Raw genomic sequence first — 22,251 nt, 5'->3', positions numbered from 1 at the left:
CGTAAATTTGCCTGTTCATTTTCCACCAACACGCGCGGCATTGTATCGTATCGTACTCTTTCTCTCGGTTGCCATCGTACTGTTTGCCACGGGAGTACGAGCTCAGTCGCCGCAAGGCTCTCGGGTATTCGAGCCGGATGCCGCATCCGAGCTTTCGCACAGTGAAGACGAATTTCGTGGCCTGAACACGCCGCATCGTTCGCTGGTCGCTTCCGACGAACTACTGCACCGACTCGAGAACGAGAATGCATCGGAACTCTCGGATGCGTTCGCTCGCCTGTTATCTGTGTCGCTCTTCGACCGGGGCCATCTGGGCGCATCGGTCGAGTTGCTTCGCCGAGCGTCGCATCGTCAGCCGCCGACGCAGCACCATGCAGAATCGCAGCTTCTTTCCGTGTTGCTTTCGCTGTCGTCCGGGAAGACGACTCGTCAGGAGTGTTCGATCCTCGATGCCGAGCTTGCCGCTATTTGCTCGAGCGATCTCGCAGAAGAACCGTTGATCGAAGGCGAATACTTCTACTGGCGTGCCGAGGTGTTACGTTCGCTCGACGAGCACCGTGCGGCGCTGGAGTATTACGACAGCACGCTTGCGCTGAAGTTGCCCCCGATGAGTTATGCGCATGTGCGTTATCGGAAGGCGGAGCTGGAAGAACATATTCTCCTGAGCGAAGAAGCTCGGCGCGATTACGATAGTGTGGCAGCCCTGCCACAGCCGAACCCGTTTCGGTTGCTTGCGATGCTTCGTTCGGCATCGATGCTCCGTGCACAGGGGCGCTACGAGTTGCTCGGCGAACGGGTGGATGCGATTGCCCGCTTGCTTGCCGATACCACGAGCCGATTCGATCATGACATCGAGAATGGCGGCTACCGCTCTCTGTTTCTGCCGCTTCTGCGCGATCCGTCGTTGCGACAAGAACGCATCAGCTCGCGCGCCGAACGGGGAATGACGGATAGTGTGGGGTCAGCGCTCTTCGCGCCACAATACCCGAATGTGTACGAATGTGTGCTTCGAGCATCTGTGTATTCATCACGACGAGCGTTCGACTCGACAGTACGTGTGCTCGATCTCGCGGACACAATACTCGCTCGGCCCGATAGCAATAATGCAGATCTGCAAGTACGCACATACCTGCACCACCTTGTCGAGTTCGAACGCGGGTGGGCGGCATTGGAGAACGGAGACAATACACGCGCTGCTACACTCTTTCGTGCGCTTGCCGACGACGACAGCCTTAGCAATGTGATCTCGAAATTCTCGCGTCCGCTCGTTGGCTACACCGGGACGTTTTATAACGACGCGGATGCACTTCGCGGTGTTCAAGCCTCGCCCGCTCTTGCCGCACCGACCGAGCACGTCTATGACGACATTCCGTCACGAGCGCGGTTCTACGCCGGTATCGCACTCTTTCGCGCAGGGAAATTCGAGTCGGCTCGCGACATCCTGACGGCCCTATCGCAGGACGAGACGGCGATCTATTCCGACAAAGCCCGCTATCATCTCGCACTTGTAGAGTTCACGAGCAATCACACGATCGCTGCCGAAGCGTTGCTCGAACCGGTGGCGACGCGGCGCACGCGAGCAGGAATTTACTCTGCGATTCTTCTCGGTGATATCAACTATCGCAAGATGAACTTCGCCCGAGCCGCCGAGTACTTCGGGTTCGCGCTATCGAACCTCTCGTCGTACGATACCGCACTGATCGCGTTGAGCTCGCTTGAACGCGGGCTATCGCTTGTGGCGCTCGGCGGATGGCACGACGCCGTTCACGATCTCGGCGAGTTCGTCCTCCGTGCGAATCTCAACTCGCCCGGACTTGACGAGGGGCTCTTCTGGTATGGCAGGGCGCTGCTTCGCGTCGATAGCGTGGAGCCGGCACGCATCATGTTCAAACGAGTGCTTGACGAATTCCCGTCGAGCGAGCGACGAATCGATGCAGAGTACGGATATGCCTGGTCGCTCTTTCGTGCGGGTGAGTACGTGCAGGCAGACCGGTCGTTCGAGCGCGTAATGAAACTGGATTCGATCACGCGGTACGCCTACGATGCGCTCTCGCGCAGAGGCGATGCGGAATATGCGGCGGGACATCTGAGCAAAGCGGTCAAGATCTACAATCTTGCTGTGGACCGGCCGACATTCGACGACTACCGCACTGCGCGGTCGATGTTCCAGCTCGGCATCATTCGCATGCGCTCCGACAGCGCGCGTTCGGCGATCAATGCATTTCAGTATGTTGTCAATAAAGTACCGCAGACCGATCTGCTCGATCGCTGCTACTATAATATCGCAGTGGCAGCCTATGCCATCAAGCAGAACGAGCGGGCCAACGAAGCCGCCGCGACGATCTATAAAAAATACCGCTCCTCGCCGTTCGCCGCGAAGGTCGCATACTTACAAGCGGGGCAGCGCGAACGCGGTGGAGATCTTGCAGGAGCCTACGTGGCCTATCGACGCATTGTGCGCGAGTATCCCGCATCGCCGGAATATGTCGCATCGATCTTCGGCGCCATCGGTGCGCTTGCGTCGCTCGAACGGTATCCCGAAGCCATTGCGCTTGCCGATTCGATGTACAAGAAAAATGCAGATGCAGCGTTCGCTCCGGGGCTTCTGTATCGCAAGGGAGAGGTGGAGTTCGAGGCAGAACGGTTTGAATCGGCCCGCACAACGTTCGAGCAGTTTGCAAAGCGTTACGAACGCGACACGCTCTTCGCGATGGCGCGCTTGATGACGGCCCGAAGTATCATTGCGGGCAAAGGCTCGCACGACGACGCTCGCGCAATTCTCGCAGACGTGACGCTGCACAACGCCGCTTCGATGGCCGCGTCGATGGCATATCTCGAACTTGCTCGACTGGCCAAAAAAGACGAGCAGAAGAACGTTGCTACGTATTATACGAATGCGTTCGACATGCGCTATTACTCAAGCGATGCCGCACCGCAGGCGATGTATGAATATGCTGTCTACGTGCGCGACGGAATGCATCTTGCCGATTCGTCGAATGCGATCTTCGACGAACTGACTCGACGGTATCTGATTCAAACGAATATCGGAGCTCGTGCTCAGTTGCAGGTCGCTTCGTCTCTCATCAATTCGGGCGAGCATGCGAAGGCGATCACACGACTGGAAACGGTTGCCGCTGCGCACACTGGCGATGCAATCGGTGCGGGTGCGACGCTTGATCTTGCAGATCAGTATGTCGCGCTTGGTAACCATGCGAAGGCGCTGGCCGTCTTCGATCATTCCCGCGATGTGTTCGACCTCACCGGAGATCAGCTTGGTCGCTCGTATCTCGGAAGCGCCCGTGCACAAGTGAAGCTGGCCCAAAAGAAGAAGGCGATCGCGACGCTGCATGCCATGCTCAAACTTCGCGGCATCCCCTCCTCAAAACGAGAACAGGCGCAAGCGCTATTGCAAACGCTTGCACCTGTCAAGAAAAAGAAGAAACACAAGTAACTATGCGGTCGGCACCGGATCGACGCCTCTCCAATTATTCGGCGTAGAGACTTCCGCACCGCACTCCTTCGCATAGAGGAAGAGCTGCATCTTGTATGACGCGAGATATTTGACCGATCCGTTCAGGATCGCATCCAACAGCGAACCCTCGATCTTCCCCGCCTGGAGTGATGGGCGTGAGTAGAGATCCTCATCCGTTACCGACGCAAGCGCTTCCGTGATCGCGTGCTTCTCAGTCTCGAAGGCGTCATGGAAATCACCCCGTGTGAGATTCGCGGTGCGCTCGCGCGCTTCGCGAAAGATCGACATGTTCTCGGGTACGAAACCGCCGGCGAGAAACACAGCAAGCGACGACGATCCGATGTAGGACAGATAGTGAAGTAGCTCCGGAACGCTGCGCATGTTCTCGCGTGGGCGATAGTCCCATGCGGATTCCGGTAACTTCGTCAGCAGATGTTGCATGACGCTGAGGTCATGCACCATTGCACGTTGTAAATGCGATGTCAGGTGGTTCATTTAGAAACTAGCGTTTTCTTTCGGTGTAGCGCCGACGCCTCGAACTTTCCACCATGCGGGGTTGTATCCGGGACGATAGGCATTGAATTCGACATTGTCGAAGCGATCGACCCATACGGTCGGATTCTCCGGTACCCAGAGGATCGCTTCCGGCTGCTCGTCGTAAAGCACTTGCTGAAACTCGCGCTGCAACTCCATGCGCTTCGCATCGTCGAGCTCGCTGCGGATCGCTTCGAGCAATTTGTCGGCGCGAGGGCTCTTCCAGCTATCGTAATTCGAGCCTCGGTTGGCGGCTTGCGACGAATGATAGAGCTGGTAGGCGTCATTCTCGAACGGATCGTTTTGCCACGAACCGTAGCGTGCGTCGAAATTGTGATCGCGATTGCGATCGAGGAACACCGACCATTCCAGCGCTTGCACCTCGGCCTTGATCCCGACCTTTCGCAATGCCTCTGCGATCACGAGCAGGATCTGTTTGCGCGTGTCGTTGACGTTCACAAGGAAGGTGAACGAGAACGGCACGACCTTGCCGTCGATCGTCTTGTCAAGGACGCCGTCGCCATCGTGATCTTCCCAGCCTGCTTCCTTCAGCAGCAGCTTTGCGGTGTCCGGGTTGTATGAGATCAGCGGGAGGTTTGGGTTGTATTCCGGTTTTCCGAAAAAGACGGGCGATTGTGTCGGGCGAGCCAGTCCGAAGAGCACGCGGTCGATGATGGTCTTTCGGTCGATCAAATGTGCCAATGCAAGGCGGACTTTCGGATCCTTAAAGTACGGACGCTCCATATTCCAGCCGATGAGCGCATAGGCAGGCATCGGGTAGGTTGTTTTCTTAATGTATGGCTGCTGCGCCGTGTCGATCTTTACATAGTACTGCGGCTGCAGGAATCCGATGAGGTCGAGGTCTCGTGCTTTGACTGCCGTTACGGCTGCGTTCCAGTCGCTGATACTCTTGTAGATGATCTGGTCCGGGTAGGCGTCGCCGTACTTGGTCCCGATCATGTTCTTATAAAATGTATTGCGCTCAAGGATGACACGGTCATTGGTGATCCATTGCTTGAGCTTGTATGGTCCCGTGCCCATAATGTATTTGGGATCGCGTGTGCGTTCGGGCTGGGTGAACCAGTTGGCAAATTCTTTCATTGCCTGGTTGACGTTCATATTCGCAGCCGTTGCGCTGTCGAGATCGGCGCTGCCGCTCTTTTCTACGATCGCCGCGATGTCGTCCCACGAATACTGATCCGTCAATCCCTTCGGGTCGAAGACATGCTTCGGTAAAATATAAAGCACGTCTCCGAACGCCGCTTGTTTGACGAGGAAGTACGGCTTCGAGAGTTTGAAGCGGACGCGATACGGATCGCCGTCGATCAGCTCTGCACTATGGATGTTATCGACGTACACCCGTTTTTGCGCGCTCTGGATATTGAGCGGATTTTTCAGAGCCTTGAGGCTGAAGATCACGTCGTTGCCCGTCATCTCCTGGCCATCGGCGAACTTTACGCCTTTGCGAAGACGAAAATCGAATTGCAAGTGATCGGCAGATTCGATCGGAAGCGAATCGGCGAGGACGGGAACAGTATACTGCATCGACTTGACGTCGATCCCGATGAGACGTTGGAATACCTCTTCCTCGGCGTACGTCTCGTTCGCGCCGGTGGTATTGAGCGGATTGAGACCTTCGAGATCCGAGAGGATGTGCTCGACGACGCGGTTCTCACCGCTAACCGTCTTTTTCCCGCCGCACCCCCACAGCAATACCGGTGCGAGCAAAATAGCTACGAATAAACGTTGCAGATTTGTGTTCATATCTGACAATAATTAACAGACAGGGTACAATACCGAAACCACTGGTTTTGGTTCAACCCGAATTCATCGCTTTCTTTGACCGAACTATGAAGTTTTTCTTGATCCACCTGACATACGTCAAGCCTATCGAAGTAGTGCAGGAATTTACCGATGTGCATCGTGCCTATTTGCGCACGCAGTACGACCAGGGAATCCTGCTCTTCAGCGGTCCGCGCGTTCCGCGCACCGGTGGTGTGCTCTTCGGCAAAGCAGACGATGTGGCGGTGATCGAGAAGATGATCGCCGCCGACCCGTTTCGCACGAACGGCGTTGCCGAGTATGAAGTGATCGAGGTTGCGCCAACGACCTGGGCGCCGAGCGTGGCTGGCGGTTTCGAAGCGTAGGCGCAGCGAGCGTGTGAGTAGTGGCACGGACTCTTAGTCCGTGCTCTTGAAGCAACCACCATCCGTGAAGTCCTCGTGTATCTCGACCATACCGTCGGCTTAGAATTCCAAGAACATCGGGGAAACCTCCCGCATTGGCAAGAGGGAGGAAGCACGTACTTTATTACATTTCGCTCCGGTATCGGTGATCTGTCCGATGAGGCCCGCCTACTCGTGAAACATCATGTACTCTTCGACCATACACGGAGATACGAACTCTACTTCGGCGTGGTGATGCCAGATCATGTTCACATACTCCTGCGACCGTTACCGAACGGGCGGGAGACATGGTTCGGGTTGCCGGAGATCCTGCGAGGTATCAAAGGATCCAGCGCTCGCAGTATCAATACGCTATTGAATCGCAGCGGCAGCGTTTGGCAGGACGAGTACTTCGATCGGTTGATACGCGATGAGAAGGAATTACACGAAAAGTAGTTATATATGTGGAACAATCCGATCAAGTCAGGGCTGTCCGCTGGCGGTGAAGACTATGCATTCTACATTCAGCCAAATACGAAACGGAGTGGTGTACGAGAGAGCACGGACTAAGAGTCCGTGCCACTGCTCGCTACGCTACGCACTATACTGATCGACCGCATGCCCGAAACCATCACCACACCCGATTACCTGAGGCCCGAGATTGCTTCGTCGCTCGGGAATATGGAGTTGGTGGCTCGATTTGTCGTCGAGGGGTTCATCACGGGCTTACATAAGTCGCCGTATCACGGCTTCAGCGTCGAGTTCGCCGAACACCGGCCGTATAACCCCGGCGACCCCATCCGTAACATCGACTGGAAGCTCTTCGCACGTACCGACCGCTACTATATTAAACAGTATGAGGAAGAGACCAATCTCAAGGCGCATATCATCGTCGATGCGTCGCGGTCGATGGATTATACGAGTGACTCGAAGCACATTACGAAATATCGATACGCAACGATCCTCGCCGCCGCACTTGCATACCTCCTGACGCGGCAGCAAGACGCGGTGGGGTTAGCTATCTTTGACGAGCAGGTTCGTTCGTTCTTTCCGGCGCGATTGAAAGCAAGCTATTTGCGCGAGATGCTGCGCGTCTTGCAACAGGCCGAGCCGTCGAACAAGACGAGTACGCAAGCAGTGCTTCGCAACGTGCTCGAACGCATCAAGCGGCGCGGGCTTGTGATCGTGATCAGCGATTTCCTCGACGAGCCGCAGGAAGTGATCACCTCGCTCAAACTCTTGCGTCATGGTGGGCACGAAGTGATCGCGTTTCAGGTGCTCGATCCCGTCGAGCGTACACTCGCACTCTCGGCGAGCGATGCGACGATCTACGACAGTGAGACGGGCGAATTCATCAAGACGCAGCCGTATCAACTGCAAGAAAGCTACAAGACCGCAGTCGATGCATATCTGAGCGAATTACACGAGTCACTTGCCAACGAGCAGATCGACCATGTTGTCCTCGACACCACCACACCATTCGACAAGGCATTGATCGAATACTTGTATAAGCGACAAATGATCGGGTAGCAATCACAAGTAGCGCCGACTAAAGTCGGCGCCGCTCCGGCTAAAGCGGGAGCTACTTGTGTAACCGCTTGTCAGTTCAGGTGTATTAGAGGGGTTAGTGCAGACAGAAGGGAATCTTCACTACGGTCCCTGCGTGACTTTCGTTGAAAATGACGGCCCGCAATAAAAGGGTAGTGGCTTAGTTTTGACTGTATTCCAAACGTCATTCTGAGCATTCTTCTGCGACCACAGGAGCAGAAGCGAAGAATCCCTTGCTGAAACCCTGTGAGGCTCCGCCAAAGGGATTCTTCGCGTTGCTCAGAATGAGAGCTGCTTACACCGTTTCAGACTGAGCCACTACCAAGAAAAGTCCGTTGACATTTTTCCTCCGATTTTCGTTTAACGGCCACTTAATACACCGCTCTCAACCGTTATGGAATTCAGAATCGAGAAGGACACGATGGGTCCGGTCAATGTGCCGGCAGAACATTATTGGGGTGCGCAGACGGAGCGTTCGCGCAACAACTTCAAGATCGGCGGACACCGCATGCCGACGGAAATCATCCGCGCATTCGCCATCCTGAAGAAGGCCGCCGCCATGGCCAACAACGAGCTTGGCGTACTCCCGACCGATAAATGCGATATCATCTGCAAGGTCTGCGACGAAATTTCGAGCGGGGCGCTCGACGCCGAGTTTCCGCTCGTCGTGTGGCAGACTGGTTCGGGCACACAGTCGAACATGAATGTGAACGAAGTGGTCGCGAACCGCGCGCATGTCCTCCTCGGCGGTACACTGCTCGACGAGAAGAAGAAGATCCATCCGAACGACGACGTCAACAAGTCGCAGTCGTCGAACGATACCTTCCCGACGGCAATGAGCATCGCGGCATACACCATCGTCAAGCACGACGTGCTGCCAGCGATCAAGACGCTTCGCGATACGCTCGATGCCAAGGCGAAGCAGTATATGGACGTCGTGAAGATCGGCCGTACACATTTGATGGACGCAACGCCGCTCACGCTTGGCCAGGAGTTTTCAGGCTATGTCTCGCAGCTCGATCATGCCATGCGCACGATCGAACATACCTTGCCGCATGTCGCAGAGTTGGCGCTCGGCGGCTCGGCCGTCGGGACCGGGCTTAATACGCCGAAGGGGTACGCCGATCTTGTCGCAAAGAAGATTGCAGGGTTGACCGGCTTGCCGTTCGTGTCGGCCGAGAACAAGTTCGAATCGCTCGCGGCGCACGATGCGATGGTCGAACTCAGCGGTGCGCTCAAGACGACGGCCGTGAGCCTGATGAAGATCGCCAATGACATTCGCTTGCTTGCGTCGGGCCCGCGCTGTGGCATCGGGGAGATCCTGATCCCGGAAAACGAACCGGGTTCGTCCATCATGCCGGGCAAGGTGAACCCGACGCAGTCGGAAGCCATGACGATGGTCTGCGCACAGGTGATCGGCAACGACGTTGCGGTCTCGGTCGGCGGTATGACGGGCCATTTCGAGCTGAACGTCTTCAAGCCGGTGATCATCTTTAATGTGCTGACTTCGGCTCGACTGATCGCAGATGCGTGTCTGTCGTTCAACGAACACTGTGCGGTCGGTATCGAGCCGAACATGCCGGCGATCAAAGAGAACCTCGAGAATTCGCTCATGCTCGTCACGGCGCTCAATACGCACATCGGCTACGAGAACGCGGCGAAGATCGCAAAGAAAGCGCACAAAGAGAATTCAACGCTTCGCCAGGCCGCGATCGATCTCGGCCTCTTGACGAGCGAACAATTCGACGAGTGGGTGCGACCGGAGAAAATGGTGGGGTCGCTGTAGAGGATGACGGAATAAGTAGGCACATCAAGTAGGTCGCTTGATGTGCCTTGTGTTTCGACCAAACGGGTGACTCAGACCACGCTTTCGTCCATGAGGGTTATGGCGTTAGTACCATCGTTATACCATGTAATACTGATCACATGGGAGTTCGGAAGCGTGACATTCGTCCGAGTATTATACGGCACCGCTGTCCCGTTAACATAGACGGTAGTAGCAGTGTTTGTTATACTATAGGTGAATTGACCTTGGCCGCTTACAGAAATGTCATCGTAGGTGGATGAACCGGAGTACACCCGAATCACCGCGCTTTCGGTCGTATAGTTTGTGACGTAATCGTTAACGGAAAGTGTTGAGTTCTTCCCTTTATGGAGGACTTGAGAATGATCGTTGTCATGGGCGACAGCGATTATCCCCCCCCCCAGAATTTGGAGATGAAGGCTGTGAACAACCTCCGAGAACTACAAGGCCTCCGAAGATAGCGAGGCTGAGAATGAGCTGTTTTGATGTTTTCATTGGTTTGTAATGGTTGATGAATATTCGGGATGACAGTGATTCACACCCCACCCCCAAGACAAATAAGCTCGCTTTAGACAAGAGGACAAAGATGAGAACGCAGCCGAATGTGCGTCTGCGTTCTCGTTGGCAAGGGGTTTAGGTCTTAGTGCTCGCCTACCACATTCTGATCCGTAAAGATAACTTCGGAGGCGTCGCCGTTCTGTGCCCACGAGAGTTTCAGTCCGGAAGCAGCAGGGATCGATCCGCCAAACGCGACGGTGTAGACATTTGCTCCCATCGTCACGGTTATACCGGTGAATGCAGAAGCAGGTTGCGTGCCGGTGACAACGCTTCCCATTGAACTACCGGATGGGGCGGGCGGAATTGAGCAAGTATCTGTGACTGGACTGCCGCTCAACGTGACATAGCTTAGTACGACAGAAGTGAGCGGATAGTGGCTGAGGTTCGTGGCAAGTATTAGCATTGTTGCTGGTCTGAAATGTGAAGTACCCTACAAATATATGACTATTGGAAATCCAAGCGGGCGATTTGACTATTTAGTAATTTTGTGCGATGTTACAAATAGAAGACGATATCAAACGCCAGTACCAAACGCTTGCGTCCGACGCGCCAGACCGGTCGGAATTGGATAGGATAGAGTCCGCGATATCGGAACCGTCAGCTCTTGCTCAGGCGATTCTAATTCAAGCGTTGACAGTACTGCTCCATTGGCAACCTTTCGCCGAACCGCTTACAAAGGAAGAACAATATACTGAATGGTTGGAGAGACTCGTCGCCGAAACCCCGACTGCTGAGCGTAACGCATGGCTCGTTGCATTTCATGCGCGACTGCAAGCAAGCAGAGGCCGGGTACAGGATGCGATCATATCCTACCGAAAAGTACTTGCACCAGATTCGAACGCGAGTATTGCAACTAAGCTTTTTTCGCACTTTTGGCTTGCCGATCTTTATCATCAACACGGCGCAAGTGATGAAGCTGTGGCGCAATATGAAGGTTGTGTTCAACTTGCTACGGAGAGTCAAAATGTATTTTCAAAGGCACGAGCGCTATCCGCGATTTCGGAACATCTAAATACCATTGGACAATACGATCAAGCATTGACCTTAGCACAGGCTGCAATTGAGCTTTCTCGCTCTGAGAGAGAACCGGTTGGGATTGTACTCTTTCGAATCAGAGAATGCATAATATTGCTCTCTCTCGGCGAAGCATCAAAGGTGATAGAGATGCTCGGTCCGATCGAGGAGGATGTCGTCAGGAAGAAAATAAAACCTCAGTACGCAGTGGTTCAGCATATGTTTGGTCGTGCCTACTATCATTTGGGTCAGTACGAAAGAGCAAAGATGCACCTTGAACGTGCTATCGCCGACTATGAGAATAGTGGTCGTAAAATGCTCGAAGCTAATGTTCAACTGCATCTCACTGAATTACTCATTGACGAGGGGTCGTTCAAACTCGCGGAGGAGCATCTTATACACGCGAAAGCACTATGCGAGATTGTGCCGCACGCATTCCAGATTCTCACGACATACGAGATGACCTCCAAGCTTGCGGCAGCGCAGCATAGGTACGAAGAGGCCCTTGAGGCTTATAAGGAGTTTCATAAACAAAAAGAGCATCTGCTTTCCGAGCAGACGAAGCGGCGGATGGACATGATCCGCATCGAGCATGAGGTTCAGCAGCGAGAGAAAGAGGCGGAGCTGCTTCGGCTCAAGAGCGAGCAGCTCGAGCGGGAGTTGATGGAAAAGACCGGGCATCTGGTGCGGCAGGCCGAGGTGCTTTCTCGTTTCAGCGGCGATATACGCCGGATTATTTCCGAAACGACCAATCCGGCCGTCGGACTTCAGAAGATCAAAGAGAAGACCCGCGATCTGTCGAGCCAGTCGATCGACTGGGAAGAATACGACAAGACGTTCTCGGCCGTTCACCCGGACTTCAAGCAAACCCTGCTCGGCAAATTCCCGACGCTCACCCCGATGGAAGCAAAGGTGTGTACGCTCTTACGTATCGAGTTGACTTCTAAAGAGATAGCGAATATTCTCAGTATCTCCGAGCGCAGTGTCGAAAACCACCGTTATCGCGCGAGGAAAAAGATCGGTCTTTCGGAAAGTGAGAGCATGCATTTGTTTCTTTCCTCCATATAGGTACTCGGTCTGAGTACCAACATTTATTGTGTATTTCCAAGCGTCCGCGTAGAATCTCAGGTTTTTCAATTTCTCCAAAGCATTTAATATCATATAGTTATCATTAATCGGTCTGTCAAATATACCCGTCGATTTATTGCCGGATTATTATGGGTCAATTTTCAAATTGAGTACTTTCTGAGTAGTAGGATTGTACTCATCGTAGGTTATTTTTGTATCAGACCGCAGCGTGATGGGTTAGTGAGCGCTGCGGTCTGCTAGAAGAGAGAGTGTCTCATCTGCCAGTTTTCCGGGTGTGGCAGTTGAGTGTGACAATGTACTCCCTCGGCGATGCCGCTCATCAACATCGGGCAAAACTCAACCACACGGGGTACAGGCCGCGAAATCGCCGAGGGTCTACCCGGGATCCTGCCGGAAGCAGGATCTGATTGACAACAGGGAGGTTTTCACCTCATTCGTCGTCTTAAGAAAGGCGACGGCCTCATCAGCGGGTGCAGGCTTCGGAGCGCCCCACGCTTGGACGGAGGGTACCACTGCGGTACCCTCGTGTTCGCGGAAGCAAAAAAACGCAGGATGTGGCCAGTTGCGGAACCTTCGGCCCGTTCGGTGGCGTTAGAGAATTTGATTGTGAGACTTATGGCTGTAGGCGGGTTCCATCTAGGCCGTTTGTAACCAGAGTCAAGGTGAGAGAAAAATCCCAGTGCCTTCGGGTGCTGGGATTTATTTTTTCTACCCCCTCTTCTACCCACGGGAGCCGCTCCAGGCTTGAAAAAAGTTTAAAATAATCGAAGCGGAAGCGGCTATTTCAGTGTTTCCCCACGCTATCCAACGTGTATTTTCTCTCAAGTGACGTTCGAATTTTGACATGGCAAGACTTTTGAAACTACAACGGACGGTTCGCGATCACGGTCTCGATGCACTCGTGATCACGCACCTGCCGAACATTCATTATCTCATCGGGTTCTCCGGCTCGAACGGTATCCTCGTTGTCCCCGCACAAGGGAAGCCGCACTTCTTCACCGATTTCCGCTACAAAGCGCAATGCAAGGTAGAAGTCGCAGGAGCGAAGATCTCGATCGTCGATCGTAACCAAACGCTGCTCGACTGCATCGCCGAGAAGCAGCTCTTCAGCGATTTCGATGCGGTCGGCTTCGAAGAAAATCACATGCCCTATTGGGTCTATGATTTTATCCGCAAGAAATTCCGTCATCTGAAGCTCGTCGCAAAGAAAGAACTCGTCGAGTCGATGACGATGATCAAGACGGAAGACGAGATCCAAATGATCCAGGCTGCGGCGGCCATCGGCGACAAAGTATTTGCGAAAGTGATCGAGCTGATCAAGCCCGGCATCACCGAATACGACGTCGCTGCCGAGATCTCGTACTGGACGCGTAAGTTCGGCGCCGAAGGCGATGCGTTCGAGATCATCGTCGCATCCGGCGAGCGCTCGGCGCTTCCGCACGGACATGCCAGCGACAAGAAGCTCAAGAAGGGCGAGATGATCACGCTCGATTTCGGCTGCCGTTACAAAGGCTTCAATTCCGATATGACGCGTACGGTTGCGCTCGGCAAAGTATCGACCGAGTTGCAGAAGATCTACGATATTGTCAAGATCGCGCAGCAACGCGGTATTGACAGAGCTCGTCCAGGCATGAACGGCCGCGAGGTCGATAGCATTTGCCGCGATTACATCACGCTGCATGGCTACGGCTCGAAGTTCGGCCACGGTACGGGTCACGGACTCGGCATCGAGGTGCACGAGATTCCGGTCATCAGCCAGCGCGGCGAACGCTTCATGCTCGAACCGAACCAGGTGTTCACGATCGAGCCGGGCATTTATGTCGAAGGTCTTGGTGGTGTTCGTATCGAGGATGATGTCATCGTCCGCGGCGATCATGTCGAGGTGATCAATAAATCGCCGAAAGAGCTGATCGTGCTTTAAGCAACGACCACAACGTCGTAACTGAGAAGGGCGGACAAGTTGTCCGCCCTTTTTTTGTTGTGCAATAAGAAAGGCGCCACTGAGGGCGCCTTTCTTTGACAGAACTTTCGCGTTCTTTACGGGATCATCACCGTATCGCGGAGCGTCACATAGAATGTGTCGAGCGACGGCGGCGCCATATGCAGGAGTATCCAGCCGGTGTGCATGCCGGAGCTGAGTCCGCTACGCATCGAGGCTTTGACTGCATGCGGCCTCGTGATCGTCGACAAGTCCCTGGTGTCGTACACGATCGATGTGGTATCCGCACCGTCAATTCGCATCGCGAACGGGCACCCGCATGTCAGATCAAGCTGATACAAACGAATGCCACCGGAAGCGGTGACCGATCCGGTAATAAACGTGTCAAGCTTATTGATTGGGTCACTCGTCGTCACGCTTGGACCGCACGATGCTACCATATACGTCATCGCCAGCGCGAATCCGAACAGAAGGAGATGCTTCATTTGCCTCGTTGTGTGTTAATGAGTACTCTAAAAGAACGCTTTTTAGTTGAAAAAGATACAGGGAGGGGCGGGGGAGAATGTAAAATGTAAGATGTAAAATGTAAAATTGAATACGGGGTGTGCCCATACGAATCAAGTGGCATCTTGAAACCCCATTTTACATTTTACATTTTACATTTTACATTCCCCGTCTCCCGAACGCGATTCGTACAACGTAACCCATGCTCGTAGCTACCGACGCCATCGTGCTTCGCTCCCGAAAGCAGGGAGATACATCGAAGATCGTCACGCTCTACTCGAAAGAGTACGGGCTGGTGGACGTTATTGCCAAAGGCGCCCGGCAGCAGAAGTCGAAGTTCGGCTCGGCGCTCGAGCCGTTCACCAACTCGAAGATCGTGTTCTATCGCAAGGAGCAGTCCGAGCTCTACCTTCTTTCGGCAGCGGAGGTGAACCTCGCGCATCGGCGTATTATGGCCGACCTCGACCACATCGAAGCGGCCACGCGCATCGCCGAGTTGCTGATCCGCTCCCAGCATCACGAAGAAGGGCATGCGGAAATATTCGATCTCGTGTGTCGGACGCTCGGGTTGATGGATGCGACGACAACCGGCGAGGCTGTCTGGCCGATTCTCTACTGGTTCTTTCTTCGCTATTCGGCATTGAGCGGGTTCGAGATCACGTTCACATTTGAACCACAAGAGGGTAAGCATTTTTTCTTCGATACCGAGATCGGCGACATCATCGAACTTGATGGCGGTGGAAGCAGCGGGCACGAATACCCACAGCGATACGTCCCGCTGACGCGCGAGATCATCGGTGCGGTCAAGTATCTCAACGCGAATCCGCTCGAACATGCCGCGGCGCTACGACTGAGCCCCTCTGCGCGTATCGGGCTCGACACGCTCTTTCGCACGTACTTCGGCAATCATCTCGAGGGAATGCAGCGAGGACGCGCGAAGTCCGAGCGAGTATTCGGGGCGATGAAGAACGGGAAGCAGCAGCACTAATCGCCGGGGTGGGGAAGATCGGTAGCGGCTCAGTGTACAATAGTCATTCTGAGCAAAACGAAGAATCCCTTTGGCGGAGCCTCGCAGGGTTTCATCAAGGGATTCTTCCCCTTCGCTTTGCTCAGGCTCAGAATGACGGTTACCGATGCCGTTTCCACCGGAGCCGCGTGGTGAAGATCAGCTCTGAAACTTCCAGAAACGCCCCTCGTTTAATTGAATTGATACGTTCCGTGCGTACCGCGGAGCGTAGAATTTATCCAAGGAGAATCAACGAACTATGCAAATGAAGAAATTGACAGTACGACCGTTCATGATGGTTGCGTTCGGCGTGCTGATGGGCTTGGGCATCGTCGTGGCCTTCGGCGGTGTGTCGAAGCTCAATCTCGCCTTCGGTGCCGGCGATCCGGTGCAACTCGGCGGACCGACGCCGAACGTTCCGGATGCTTCGGCGCTCCAGAACATGAACACAGCCTTCCGTGCGCTTTCCAAAGCGATCCAGCCATCCGTTGTTTCCATTCATATCAAAACCGAAGCTCCGAAAAAGAAGAGCTCGGGCAATGGCGGCGGACAGATGGACCCGAGCAACCCGTTCAAGTTCTTCTTCCACAATTTCCCGGGCCAGGGAGATGACGATGAGGGGGACGGATTCGATCCGTTCGGCCAGCAAGGTCCGCAGGAAGGGCTTGGATCCGGTGTGATTATCACCAGCGACGGCTACATCCTGACAAACAATCACGTTGTCGCCGATGCCGCAAAGAAAGGCGGCCTCACGATTAAACTAACCGACAAGCGTACGTTCGACGGCAGGGTTGTCGGCACGGACCCGACGACCGATCTCGCCGTCGTGAAGATCGACGCAACGGGCCTTACGGCCGCTGCGCTCGGCAATAGCGACGATGTGCAGGTCGGCGATTGGGTGCTCGCGGTCGGCAATCCGCTTGGGTTGGAATCGACCGTAACGAAAGGTATTGTCAGCTCGCTCGGCCGTCAGCTCGACCTGCCCCAGGAGGGCGCCTCGCGTTCGTCGAAGGGTAATTACTCGATCACGAATTTCATTCAGACCGATGCGGCGATCAACCCGGGTAACTCGGGCGGCGGTCTCTTCAACGTGAAGGGCCAGGTCGTTGGGATCAACGCCGCTATCGCTACACGGACCGGTATGTTCGCCGGCTACGGGTTTGCGATCCCGGTCAATCTGGCAAAGACCGTTGCGATCGATCTCATTCGTAACGGCAAGGTCAACCGTGGGTATATCGGCGTAACGATCAAAGGCGTCGATGCCACGGAAGCCGAAGCGCTCGGCCTGAGCTCACCGCGCGGCGTACGCATCGAGGATGTCGTCAAAGGCGGCGCGGGCGAAGCTGCGGGTCTGAAGCAAAACGACGTGATTCTGTCGGTTGACGGCCAGGAAGTCGGCGAAGCGAACCAACTGCAGGGTCAGATCGCACTGCATCATGCGGGCGATAACGTCAAGCTGCACATGTGGCGCGACGGCAAGGAGTTCGACGTCAACGTCAAGCTCAAGCCGAGAACCGAAGACCTTGCATCGAACGATAAGAATAACGACAACACGGACGACAACGACGCTGCCGTACCAGAAAAGACCTCTGCAACGTTCGATGACATCGGCATGACCGTGCGCAACCTGACGTCCAACGAGAAGGAGAAGTTCGGCACCGACGGCGGTGTCTTTATCTCCCGTATCGATCCTGCGTCCGAAGCATACGATCGCGGTCTCGGGACGAATGCGGTGATCACGAAACTTCGTGTGAAGACGACGACGACGAGCATTAAGAACGTCAACGACTTCGAAAAACTGTTGAAGGGCTGTAAGGGCCTTGCTGTCGGATTGACGGTCAAAACGGCAGCCGGAGATTCGCGTTGGATCTCGATCAAACTGCCGAATGACTGACGAAGCGAACGATCATTCTTGATTATACGAAAGAGCCGGCCAATGGCCGGCTCTTTTTTTTGTCTGAACTTGAATTCGTCGGGCTGGGGGGTGTCTGTGATTGTCGTGCAGGGGCTGGTGTCATTGCGACGAAGGAAGAATCTGGTTTGGCTGCGATTTCAGACACCTGTCGCTTATAGAATACAACTTGTCCGGATTCCTGACATCGCTACGCTCCGTTCAGAATGACACATAGTGCTGGCCCTATCCGAGCAATCCAAATTCTGGATGTTATTCCTCTTCAAATGTCGAGAGCTCGCGCAATTGCAGGAAGCGCTCGTAGACATCGGACATATTCAACTGCTCGATACCTTCCGTCGAGAACTTCGAACAGCAGTAACTTGCCAGCACCGTGCCATAGATCACGGCGCGTTTTGCATCCTCGTACGTCACGGTACCTCGCTTCGCAAGGTACCCGACGAAGCCGCCCATGAACGTATCGCCGGCCCCGGTGGGGTCGAAGATGTCTTCGAGCGGGAAGCTCGGAGCCGAAAAGAATTTGTCGTCATAGAACAACAGCGCTCCGTGCTCGCCCTTTTTGATGATGACGATGCGTGTACCGTTCGGCGAGAGCATCGACTGAAGCTTGCGGCCGCAGACGATTAAGCTCGGATGTTCGACCAGTAACCGGGCCTCGCTATCGTTGAGCACAAGAGCGTTGACCTGCGAGAGCGTACTCATTAGAGCGTCGAGCGCGCCGGTGATCCAGAAGTTCATCGTGTCGAGCACGATCAGCTTCGGCTGTGTGCGCAGTTGCTTGATGACATCCGCTTGCAGATCCGGTGCGACATTTCCGAGGACCAGAAACTCCGGCGAGGCGGCGTGCGCCGGGACTTGCGGCTTGAAGTCGGCGAGTACGTTGAGCTCGGTGACAAGCGTATCGCGCGTGTTCATGTCGTAGTGATAGCGGCCGTGCCAGAAGAATGTTTTTCCGCCTTTGACCACTTCAACGCCATCGAGATCGAACTTGCGGCCTTTGAGCAGATTCCATCCGTGCTCGGGAAAATCCTCGCCGACGACGCTGACGATCGCGACACCGTCGCCCGGCACGAAGTAGTTCGCCGCCAGTGAGATATATGTTGCGCTGCCGCCGAGTGCGCGTTCTTTCGTTGCGAACGGAGTTTCGAGCGTATCAACCGCCAAAGTGCCAACTACAAGTACTGACATCCGTAGTAATAAATAGGAATAAGAGTTCGAGCGTTACGATTCGGGTGCAAAAATACGCCAACGGTGGGCTTCAGCGCGGGTTTTGTATCTCGTCGCCGCGCACAGGCGAATAATTGCGCAGGAGTGTTCCCCCGACGACGATCGAATCGAAGTAGCATTTGATGCCGGTCGCCGTGCTCAGATCGGAGTTCTGCAGGTTCATGTGCAGTTGGGGCTCGGACGAATTGCCGGAGTTGCCGCAGGAGGCGACGAGCTGTCCGCGGCGGACTTCGTCGCCTTCGGTGACCATGAGCGAGTACTGCCTCAGATGCGTCAGATAAATATACTCGCCGTTGGTTGTCTGCAGAACAACCGTATTCCCTCCCGGATGCAGATAGTTTGTCGCACCCGGCGGATTATCTCGCACGCCGTCAACCGCCTCGACCACCACGGCATCGCACGGTGCAAGTATCGGCCGACCGAATGCAAAATAGTCGTCGTTCGTTCGCCCGGTTGTTTTGTACGATCGGCCCGTCGAATCGACGATGTTCACGTCGAATGCGTTCTTCTGCGAATTCGATTGCAGATGCATCCGGTTTTGCTCCGGCGTATCGCCACCCCAGATCACATGCCATTGCCCTTCGAACGGAAGCGACATCGGGGTGAGATTATGCACGGTGTTCGTTTGCGAGGCAAGGCGCGGCATCATCGTGATGGAAGTGATCAGGTTTTCCCCATTGAGTAAGAAGCGCAACGACCAGACCGACCGTGCGAATAATATCTTATAGTACGCATACGAACCACGGCGATACTCGTACTCCCAGGAAAGTATCGCATCTTGTTCGGCTTTCAGGTCTTTAAAGAGTTTGACGATCCTGGCGCTGACCAATTGGTCTTTCAGATTCTCCGCGCAGAGTTCGGGAAGGGCGATAAACTGATCGTTGTTGAAGGCCGCCACGATGCGCTCGGCGACGTGATGATACGCCGGCGGCTCGCTCTGGCCGAATGCAATTCCCGCCCACAGCACGAAGGCAAGGAAGATACCGGAATGCAGTTTCATAGTGTCACAACCGTTAGAACACAAACTGCAAATTTACTGACGGGTAGAAGTCCGAACCTGTTTTGTGGTCGAGCCGCCACGTCGCATCCAGATTGATAATGTGATAGATGTTCCCGACGCCGAAGCCGATCTCGGTGTACGGGCGCTCTCCCGTCGTGGCGGCGGGTGCGGTTGCCGAGTGCGTGATGCTTGTCGCAGCAATCGCCGCATGTACCCGCCACTGCAGATTCAGCGGATCGAGGAAATTCAACCCCAGCAGCCGCGTGGGCAGATCGTAGAAGTTATGATCGATATCGACCGACCAGATTCGGTCGCCCATAAACTCGAACGGCTTCATCCCGCGGATGTGATCGAATTTCGAAAAGAACTCGTCGCGCGTTTCGAAATAGAGCAGATTCCATCGCGGCAATCCCCCCGCAAGCGTTGTTTGATAGAGACCCGTGATCTGCATCACGCCCCATCCGCCAAGCCGCTTTGAGGCCGACAGATCGACCTGTGCGGTCGTGAACGCATAGTCGCTGCCAAGTCCGTGCGATGCAGTCGTGAGCGTCGCTCCGAGTTCGATCGACATGCCGTGCACCGGAATGTCATACCCGAGCGATAACGCAAGCGTTGCGTTCGTGTGCTTCTGCGAGGGTATGCTGTCGTTGACGAGCCGGAGCGAGTCGGCATCCCAAATGTTCTCGTTCCGATACGTGAGCGAGGGCTGCAATCCGCTTACCGGACTGCCGTCGAGACCAACACTGAAGCCCTTGTGACGGTAGAACTGCTGGTAATCGCGTTTGTAAATAAGCGACGTGATCGAGGTTTCGACGGATGAGTACGCATCGCCACGCGCAGCGAGATCGTCGAAGTAGTGTGCCGATAGCCATAGCCATACATCCTGCACGTCTTTGTACTCGCCCGAGAATTCGCCGCTGAGCGAACCCGTAAACACCGATCGCTTTTGTGTCTTCCAGATCAGCCCTTGCCGCAAGCCGACATCGTATTTCCACTGCTTATCGCGAAGCCCATACGCAAGCGCGCCGCTAAGCGTAAGCGGCCAGGAGTCGAGCGGCTTGACGGACTGTGCAATCCCGAATCGGAAGCCTTCGATCTGATCGTACCGAGGAATATCGAGAAACGAGAGCACGTCGAGTAGCGAGAATCCGCCGCCCGAGGAATCGGACTTGTGGGCTGCGACCGAGCTGTCGATCGTGTGGTACGCCTTGGCTTCGTCGGTTGCCAGTGGGATCGGCCGCGATTCCTCGAAGACAGTCTTGCTCGTCGAGTCGGCTTGCGGCGCCGCGCGGTGTCGTGGGCCGATAAACATCGAGTCGGGGATCGACGTGTTGATCGAATAGTCTTTTATAAGTGTGATGAGTTCGAGCTTGAACTGCGGCACGAACGGCAGATCGAGCTTGAAGGTCACCTGCGAGCGCAAATTCACCGGCATCCAAAACGTATCGCGAAACAGATCGAATGTTTGCTGCAAGCGAATATCTTTCATCGGTCCGAGTTTGACGGCGGCGCTTGGCGTCAGGTCGAGATATGCGATCGAGTAGTCGATCTGATCGATCCAGACGACGCCGTCAAATGCTTCGGATGCAACGCCCGGATAGAGCCGAATCTTCCAGACCGGCGAGTTGCCGACCGTTCCCGTCCCGACGAGATCATAATCGTAGGACGAGAATGCATCGTCGGCGACCGGCGTGGTCAGGCTGAACTCGTCGAAGTCGATCCGGTTGTCGTAGAAATTCATGATCTCGCCGAGGCTGAACTGGTTTGCTTCGGCCGGGAAGTTCGCGGTCTGGCGACGTGCGGTTACCCGTTCGTATAGCCCTTTGTCCGAACGCCAATAGCCGTCGGCGTTCGATTCGACTACCGAGCGAACCGTTGTGTCGTCGCCGCTGATCGTGCGCATGTTCCAGCGTGAGTACGCCGTGCATTGATAGCTGTGCAAGCAGTCGCGCCAGAGTTTTTTGCGCCGGATCACCTCGCGCATGATCTTGCGCGCTTGTTCGCGCGATGCGTCGGAGGTGACGACGACGGTCTCGAGTTCTGCGGGGTATGGGGTAAGCTCGATGTCGCGGCGGGTGTCGGCAGCGATCGAGATCGTGATGGTATCCGGCCGGTACGAGAGCGAACTGATGCGCAAGCGTACCGTCGAACCGGCTGTGAGCGCGAGTGAGTACTTGCCGTCGCTATTGGCGATCGTCCCGCTGCGTGTGCCGAGGATGGCGACCGATGCGCGTGGCAACACTTCGTGCGTATGCGCATCGGTAATCGTCCCGCTCAGCCGCACGACAGGTTGCGCATACACATCGAGCTGCGCCGCCGCCACAATCAAGAGGAGTAACAATAACACGCGTGTTCTCATGTGGCAAGAAAATGAAAGAGAATGATGATACATTCCATACTCTCACGCACCCCGCCAACACAGGTTTCGCGGGAGGGTAAAATGCAGCATGGGGGGGTAGCTTCCTAATTCAAGTGTGAG

The 22,251-nt window shown here is 54.9% G+C and carries 16 protein-coding genes; 9 read left to right on the top strand and 7 right to left on the bottom strand.

The window, feature by feature from the left end:
* Positions 1 to 7 precede the first annotated feature (7 nt).
* Positions 8 to 3,451 (top strand): tetratricopeptide repeat protein, encoded by a 3,444-nt coding sequence (locus JSS75_11035; protein ID MBS1904230.1) that lies wholly within the window; start codon positions 8 to 10, stop codon positions 3,449 to 3,451.
* On the opposite strand, the gene JSS75_11030 is transcribed toward JSS75_11035, so the two are convergent.
* Together JSS75_11030 and JSS75_11025 are read right to left on the bottom strand one after the other, a co-directional pair.
* Positions 3,452 to 3,967 carry a hypothetical protein gene (locus JSS75_11030; protein ID MBS1904229.1) on the bottom strand — a complete coding sequence of 172 codons (516 nt, stop codon included), beginning with the start codon at positions 3,965 to 3,967 and terminating at the stop codon, positions 3,452 to 3,454.
* Positions 3,968 to 5,770 carry a hypothetical protein gene (locus JSS75_11025; GenBank protein MBS1904228.1) on the bottom strand — a complete coding sequence of 601 codons (1,803 nt, stop codon included), beginning with the start codon at positions 5,768 to 5,770 and terminating at the stop codon, positions 3,968 to 3,970.
* A gap of 86 nt (positions 5,771 to 5,856) precedes the next feature.
* Between JSS75_11025 and JSS75_11020 the strand changes: the two genes are divergently transcribed.
* From JSS75_11020 to fumC, 4 genes are all read left to right on the top strand, one after another.
* On the top strand, positions 5,857 to 6,153 hold the full coding sequence (locus tag JSS75_11020; GenBank protein ID MBS1904227.1) for a hypothetical protein: 297 nt from the start codon (positions 5,857 to 5,859) through the stop codon (positions 6,151 to 6,153).
* A gap of 213 nt (positions 6,154 to 6,366) precedes the next feature.
* Positions 6,367 to 6,627, top strand: coding sequence for a transposase (locus JSS75_11015; GenBank protein MBS1904226.1), 261 nt, complete (start codon positions 6,367 to 6,369; stop codon positions 6,625 to 6,627).
* Between the two features lie 162 nt (positions 6,628 to 6,789).
* Positions 6,790 to 7,701, top strand: a complete 912-nt coding sequence (locus JSS75_11010; protein MBS1904225.1) for a DUF58 domain-containing protein — start codon at positions 6,790 to 6,792, stop codon at positions 7,699 to 7,701.
* Positions 7,702 to 8,113: 412 nt separating this feature from the next.
* Positions 8,114 to 9,505: a class II fumarate hydratase gene (fumC, locus tag JSS75_11005; protein ID MBS1904224.1), complete on the top strand. Its 1,392-nt coding sequence runs from the start codon at positions 8,114 to 8,116 to the stop codon at positions 9,503 to 9,505.
* 658 nt (positions 9,506 to 10,163) lie between these two features.
* Here the strand turns inward: fumC and JSS75_11000 are convergent.
* Positions 10,164 to 10,358 carry a hypothetical protein gene (locus JSS75_11000; GenBank protein MBS1904223.1) on the bottom strand — a complete coding sequence of 65 codons (195 nt, stop codon included), beginning with the start codon at positions 10,356 to 10,358 and terminating at the stop codon, positions 10,164 to 10,166.
* 215 nt (positions 10,359 to 10,573) lie between these two features.
* Between JSS75_11000 and JSS75_10995 the strand changes: the two genes are divergently transcribed.
* Both JSS75_10995 and JSS75_10990 read left to right on the top strand, forming a co-directional pair.
* The gene (locus JSS75_10995; protein ID MBS1904222.1) at positions 10,574 to 12,163 is read left to right on the top strand and encodes a tetratricopeptide repeat protein; all 1,590 of its coding nucleotides are present in this window, start codon (positions 10,574 to 10,576) and stop codon (positions 12,161 to 12,163) included.
* Between the two features lie 865 nt (positions 12,164 to 13,028).
* Complete coding sequence (locus JSS75_10990; GenBank protein MBS1904221.1) at positions 13,029 to 14,105, top strand: aminopeptidase P family protein; 1,077 nt, start codon at positions 13,029 to 13,031, stop codon at positions 14,103 to 14,105.
* Positions 14,106 to 14,221: 116 nt separating this feature from the next.
* Here the strand turns inward: JSS75_10990 and JSS75_10985 are convergent, their stop codons facing one another.
* Positions 14,222 to 14,608: a hypothetical protein gene (locus JSS75_10985; protein ID MBS1904220.1), complete on the bottom strand. Its 387-nt coding sequence runs from the start codon at positions 14,606 to 14,608 to the stop codon at positions 14,222 to 14,224.
* A gap of 221 nt (positions 14,609 to 14,829) precedes the next feature.
* On the opposite strand from JSS75_10985, the gene recO reads away from it, so the two are divergent.
* Both recO and JSS75_10975 read left to right on the top strand, forming a co-directional pair.
* A complete protein-coding gene (recO, locus tag JSS75_10980) occupies positions 14,830 to 15,615 on the top strand; it encodes a DNA repair protein RecO (protein MBS1904219.1) in 786 nt (261 codons plus the stop codon).
* Positions 15,616 to 15,898: 283 nt separating this feature from the next.
* A complete protein-coding gene (locus JSS75_10975) occupies positions 15,899 to 17,527 on the top strand; it encodes a trypsin-like peptidase domain-containing protein (protein ID MBS1904218.1) in 1,629 nt (542 codons plus the stop codon).
* Positions 17,528 to 17,797: 270 nt separating this feature from the next.
* Here the strand turns inward: JSS75_10975 and JSS75_10970 are convergent, their stop codons facing one another.
* The 3 genes from JSS75_10970 to JSS75_10960 all read right to left on the bottom strand — a co-directional run bounded on the left by JSS75_10970 (position 17,798) and on the right by JSS75_10960 (position 22,131).
* Complete coding sequence (locus tag JSS75_10970) at positions 17,798 to 18,733, bottom strand: sugar kinase (protein ID MBS1904217.1); 936 nt, start codon at positions 18,731 to 18,733, stop codon at positions 17,798 to 17,800.
* A 70-nt stretch (positions 18,734 to 18,803) separates the two neighbouring features.
* Complete coding sequence (locus tag JSS75_10965) at positions 18,804 to 19,772, bottom strand: M23 family metallopeptidase (GenBank protein MBS1904216.1); 969 nt, start codon at positions 19,770 to 19,772, stop codon at positions 18,804 to 18,806.
* 13 nt (positions 19,773 to 19,785) lie between these two features.
* Positions 19,786 to 22,131: a carboxypeptidase-like regulatory domain-containing protein gene (locus JSS75_10960; protein ID MBS1904215.1), complete on the bottom strand. Its 2,346-nt coding sequence runs from the start codon at positions 22,129 to 22,131 to the stop codon at positions 19,786 to 19,788.
* Between the last annotated feature and the right edge of the window lie 120 nt (positions 22,132 to 22,251).

The sequence above is a fragment of the Bacteroidota bacterium genome (genome assembly GCA_018266755.1).
Classification (GTDB): domain Bacteria; phylum Bacteroidota; class Ignavibacteria; order Palsa-1295; family Palsa-1295; genus JAFDZW01.
This window is presented reverse-complemented; position numbering and strand designations above follow the sequence as displayed.

Excerpts from the sequence above, each read along its gene's own strand:
- JSS75_10965 (MBS1904216.1), bottom strand. The coding sequence starts at position 19,772 with ATGAAACTGCATTCCGGTATCTTCCTTGCCTTCGTGCTGTGGGCGGGA.
- JSS75_10970 (MBS1904217.1), bottom strand. The coding sequence starts at position 18,733 with ATGTCAGTACTTGTAGTTGGCACTTTGGCGGTTGATACGCTCGAAACT.
- JSS75_11000 (MBS1904223.1), bottom strand. The coding sequence starts at position 10,358 with ATGGGAAGCGTTGTCACCGGCACGCAACCTGCTTCTGCATTCACCGGT.
- JSS75_10960 (MBS1904215.1), bottom strand. The coding sequence starts at position 22,131 with ATGAGAACACGCGTGTTATTGTTACTCCTCTTGATTGTGGCGGCGGCG.
- JSS75_11020 (MBS1904227.1), top strand. The coding sequence starts at position 5,857 with ATGAAGTTTTTCTTGATCCACCTGACATACGTCAAGCCTATCGAAGTA.
- JSS75_10995 (MBS1904222.1), top strand. The coding sequence starts at position 10,574 with ATGTTACAAATAGAAGACGATATCAAACGCCAGTACCAAACGCTTGCG.
- JSS75_11025 (MBS1904228.1), bottom strand. The coding sequence starts at position 5,770 with ATGAACACAAATCTGCAACGTTTATTCGTAGCTATTTTGCTCGCACCG.
- JSS75_11030 (MBS1904229.1), bottom strand. The coding sequence starts at position 3,967 with ATGAACCACCTGACATCGCATTTACAACGTGCAATGGTGCATGACCTC.
- recO (MBS1904219.1), top strand. The coding sequence starts at position 14,830 with ATGCTCGTAGCTACCGACGCCATCGTGCTTCGCTCCCGAAAGCAGGGA.
- JSS75_10990 (MBS1904221.1), top strand. The coding sequence starts at position 13,029 with ATGGCAAGACTTTTGAAACTACAACGGACGGTTCGCGATCACGGTCTC.
- JSS75_10975 (MBS1904218.1), top strand. The coding sequence starts at position 15,899 with ATGAAGAAATTGACAGTACGACCGTTCATGATGGTTGCGTTCGGCGTG.
- fumC (MBS1904224.1), top strand. The coding sequence starts at position 8,114 with ATGGAATTCAGAATCGAGAAGGACACGATGGGTCCGGTCAATGTGCCG.
- JSS75_10985 (MBS1904220.1), bottom strand. The coding sequence starts at position 14,608 with ATGAAGCATCTCCTTCTGTTCGGATTCGCGCTGGCGATGACGTATATG.
- JSS75_11010 (MBS1904225.1), top strand. The coding sequence starts at position 6,790 with ATGCCCGAAACCATCACCACACCCGATTACCTGAGGCCCGAGATTGCT.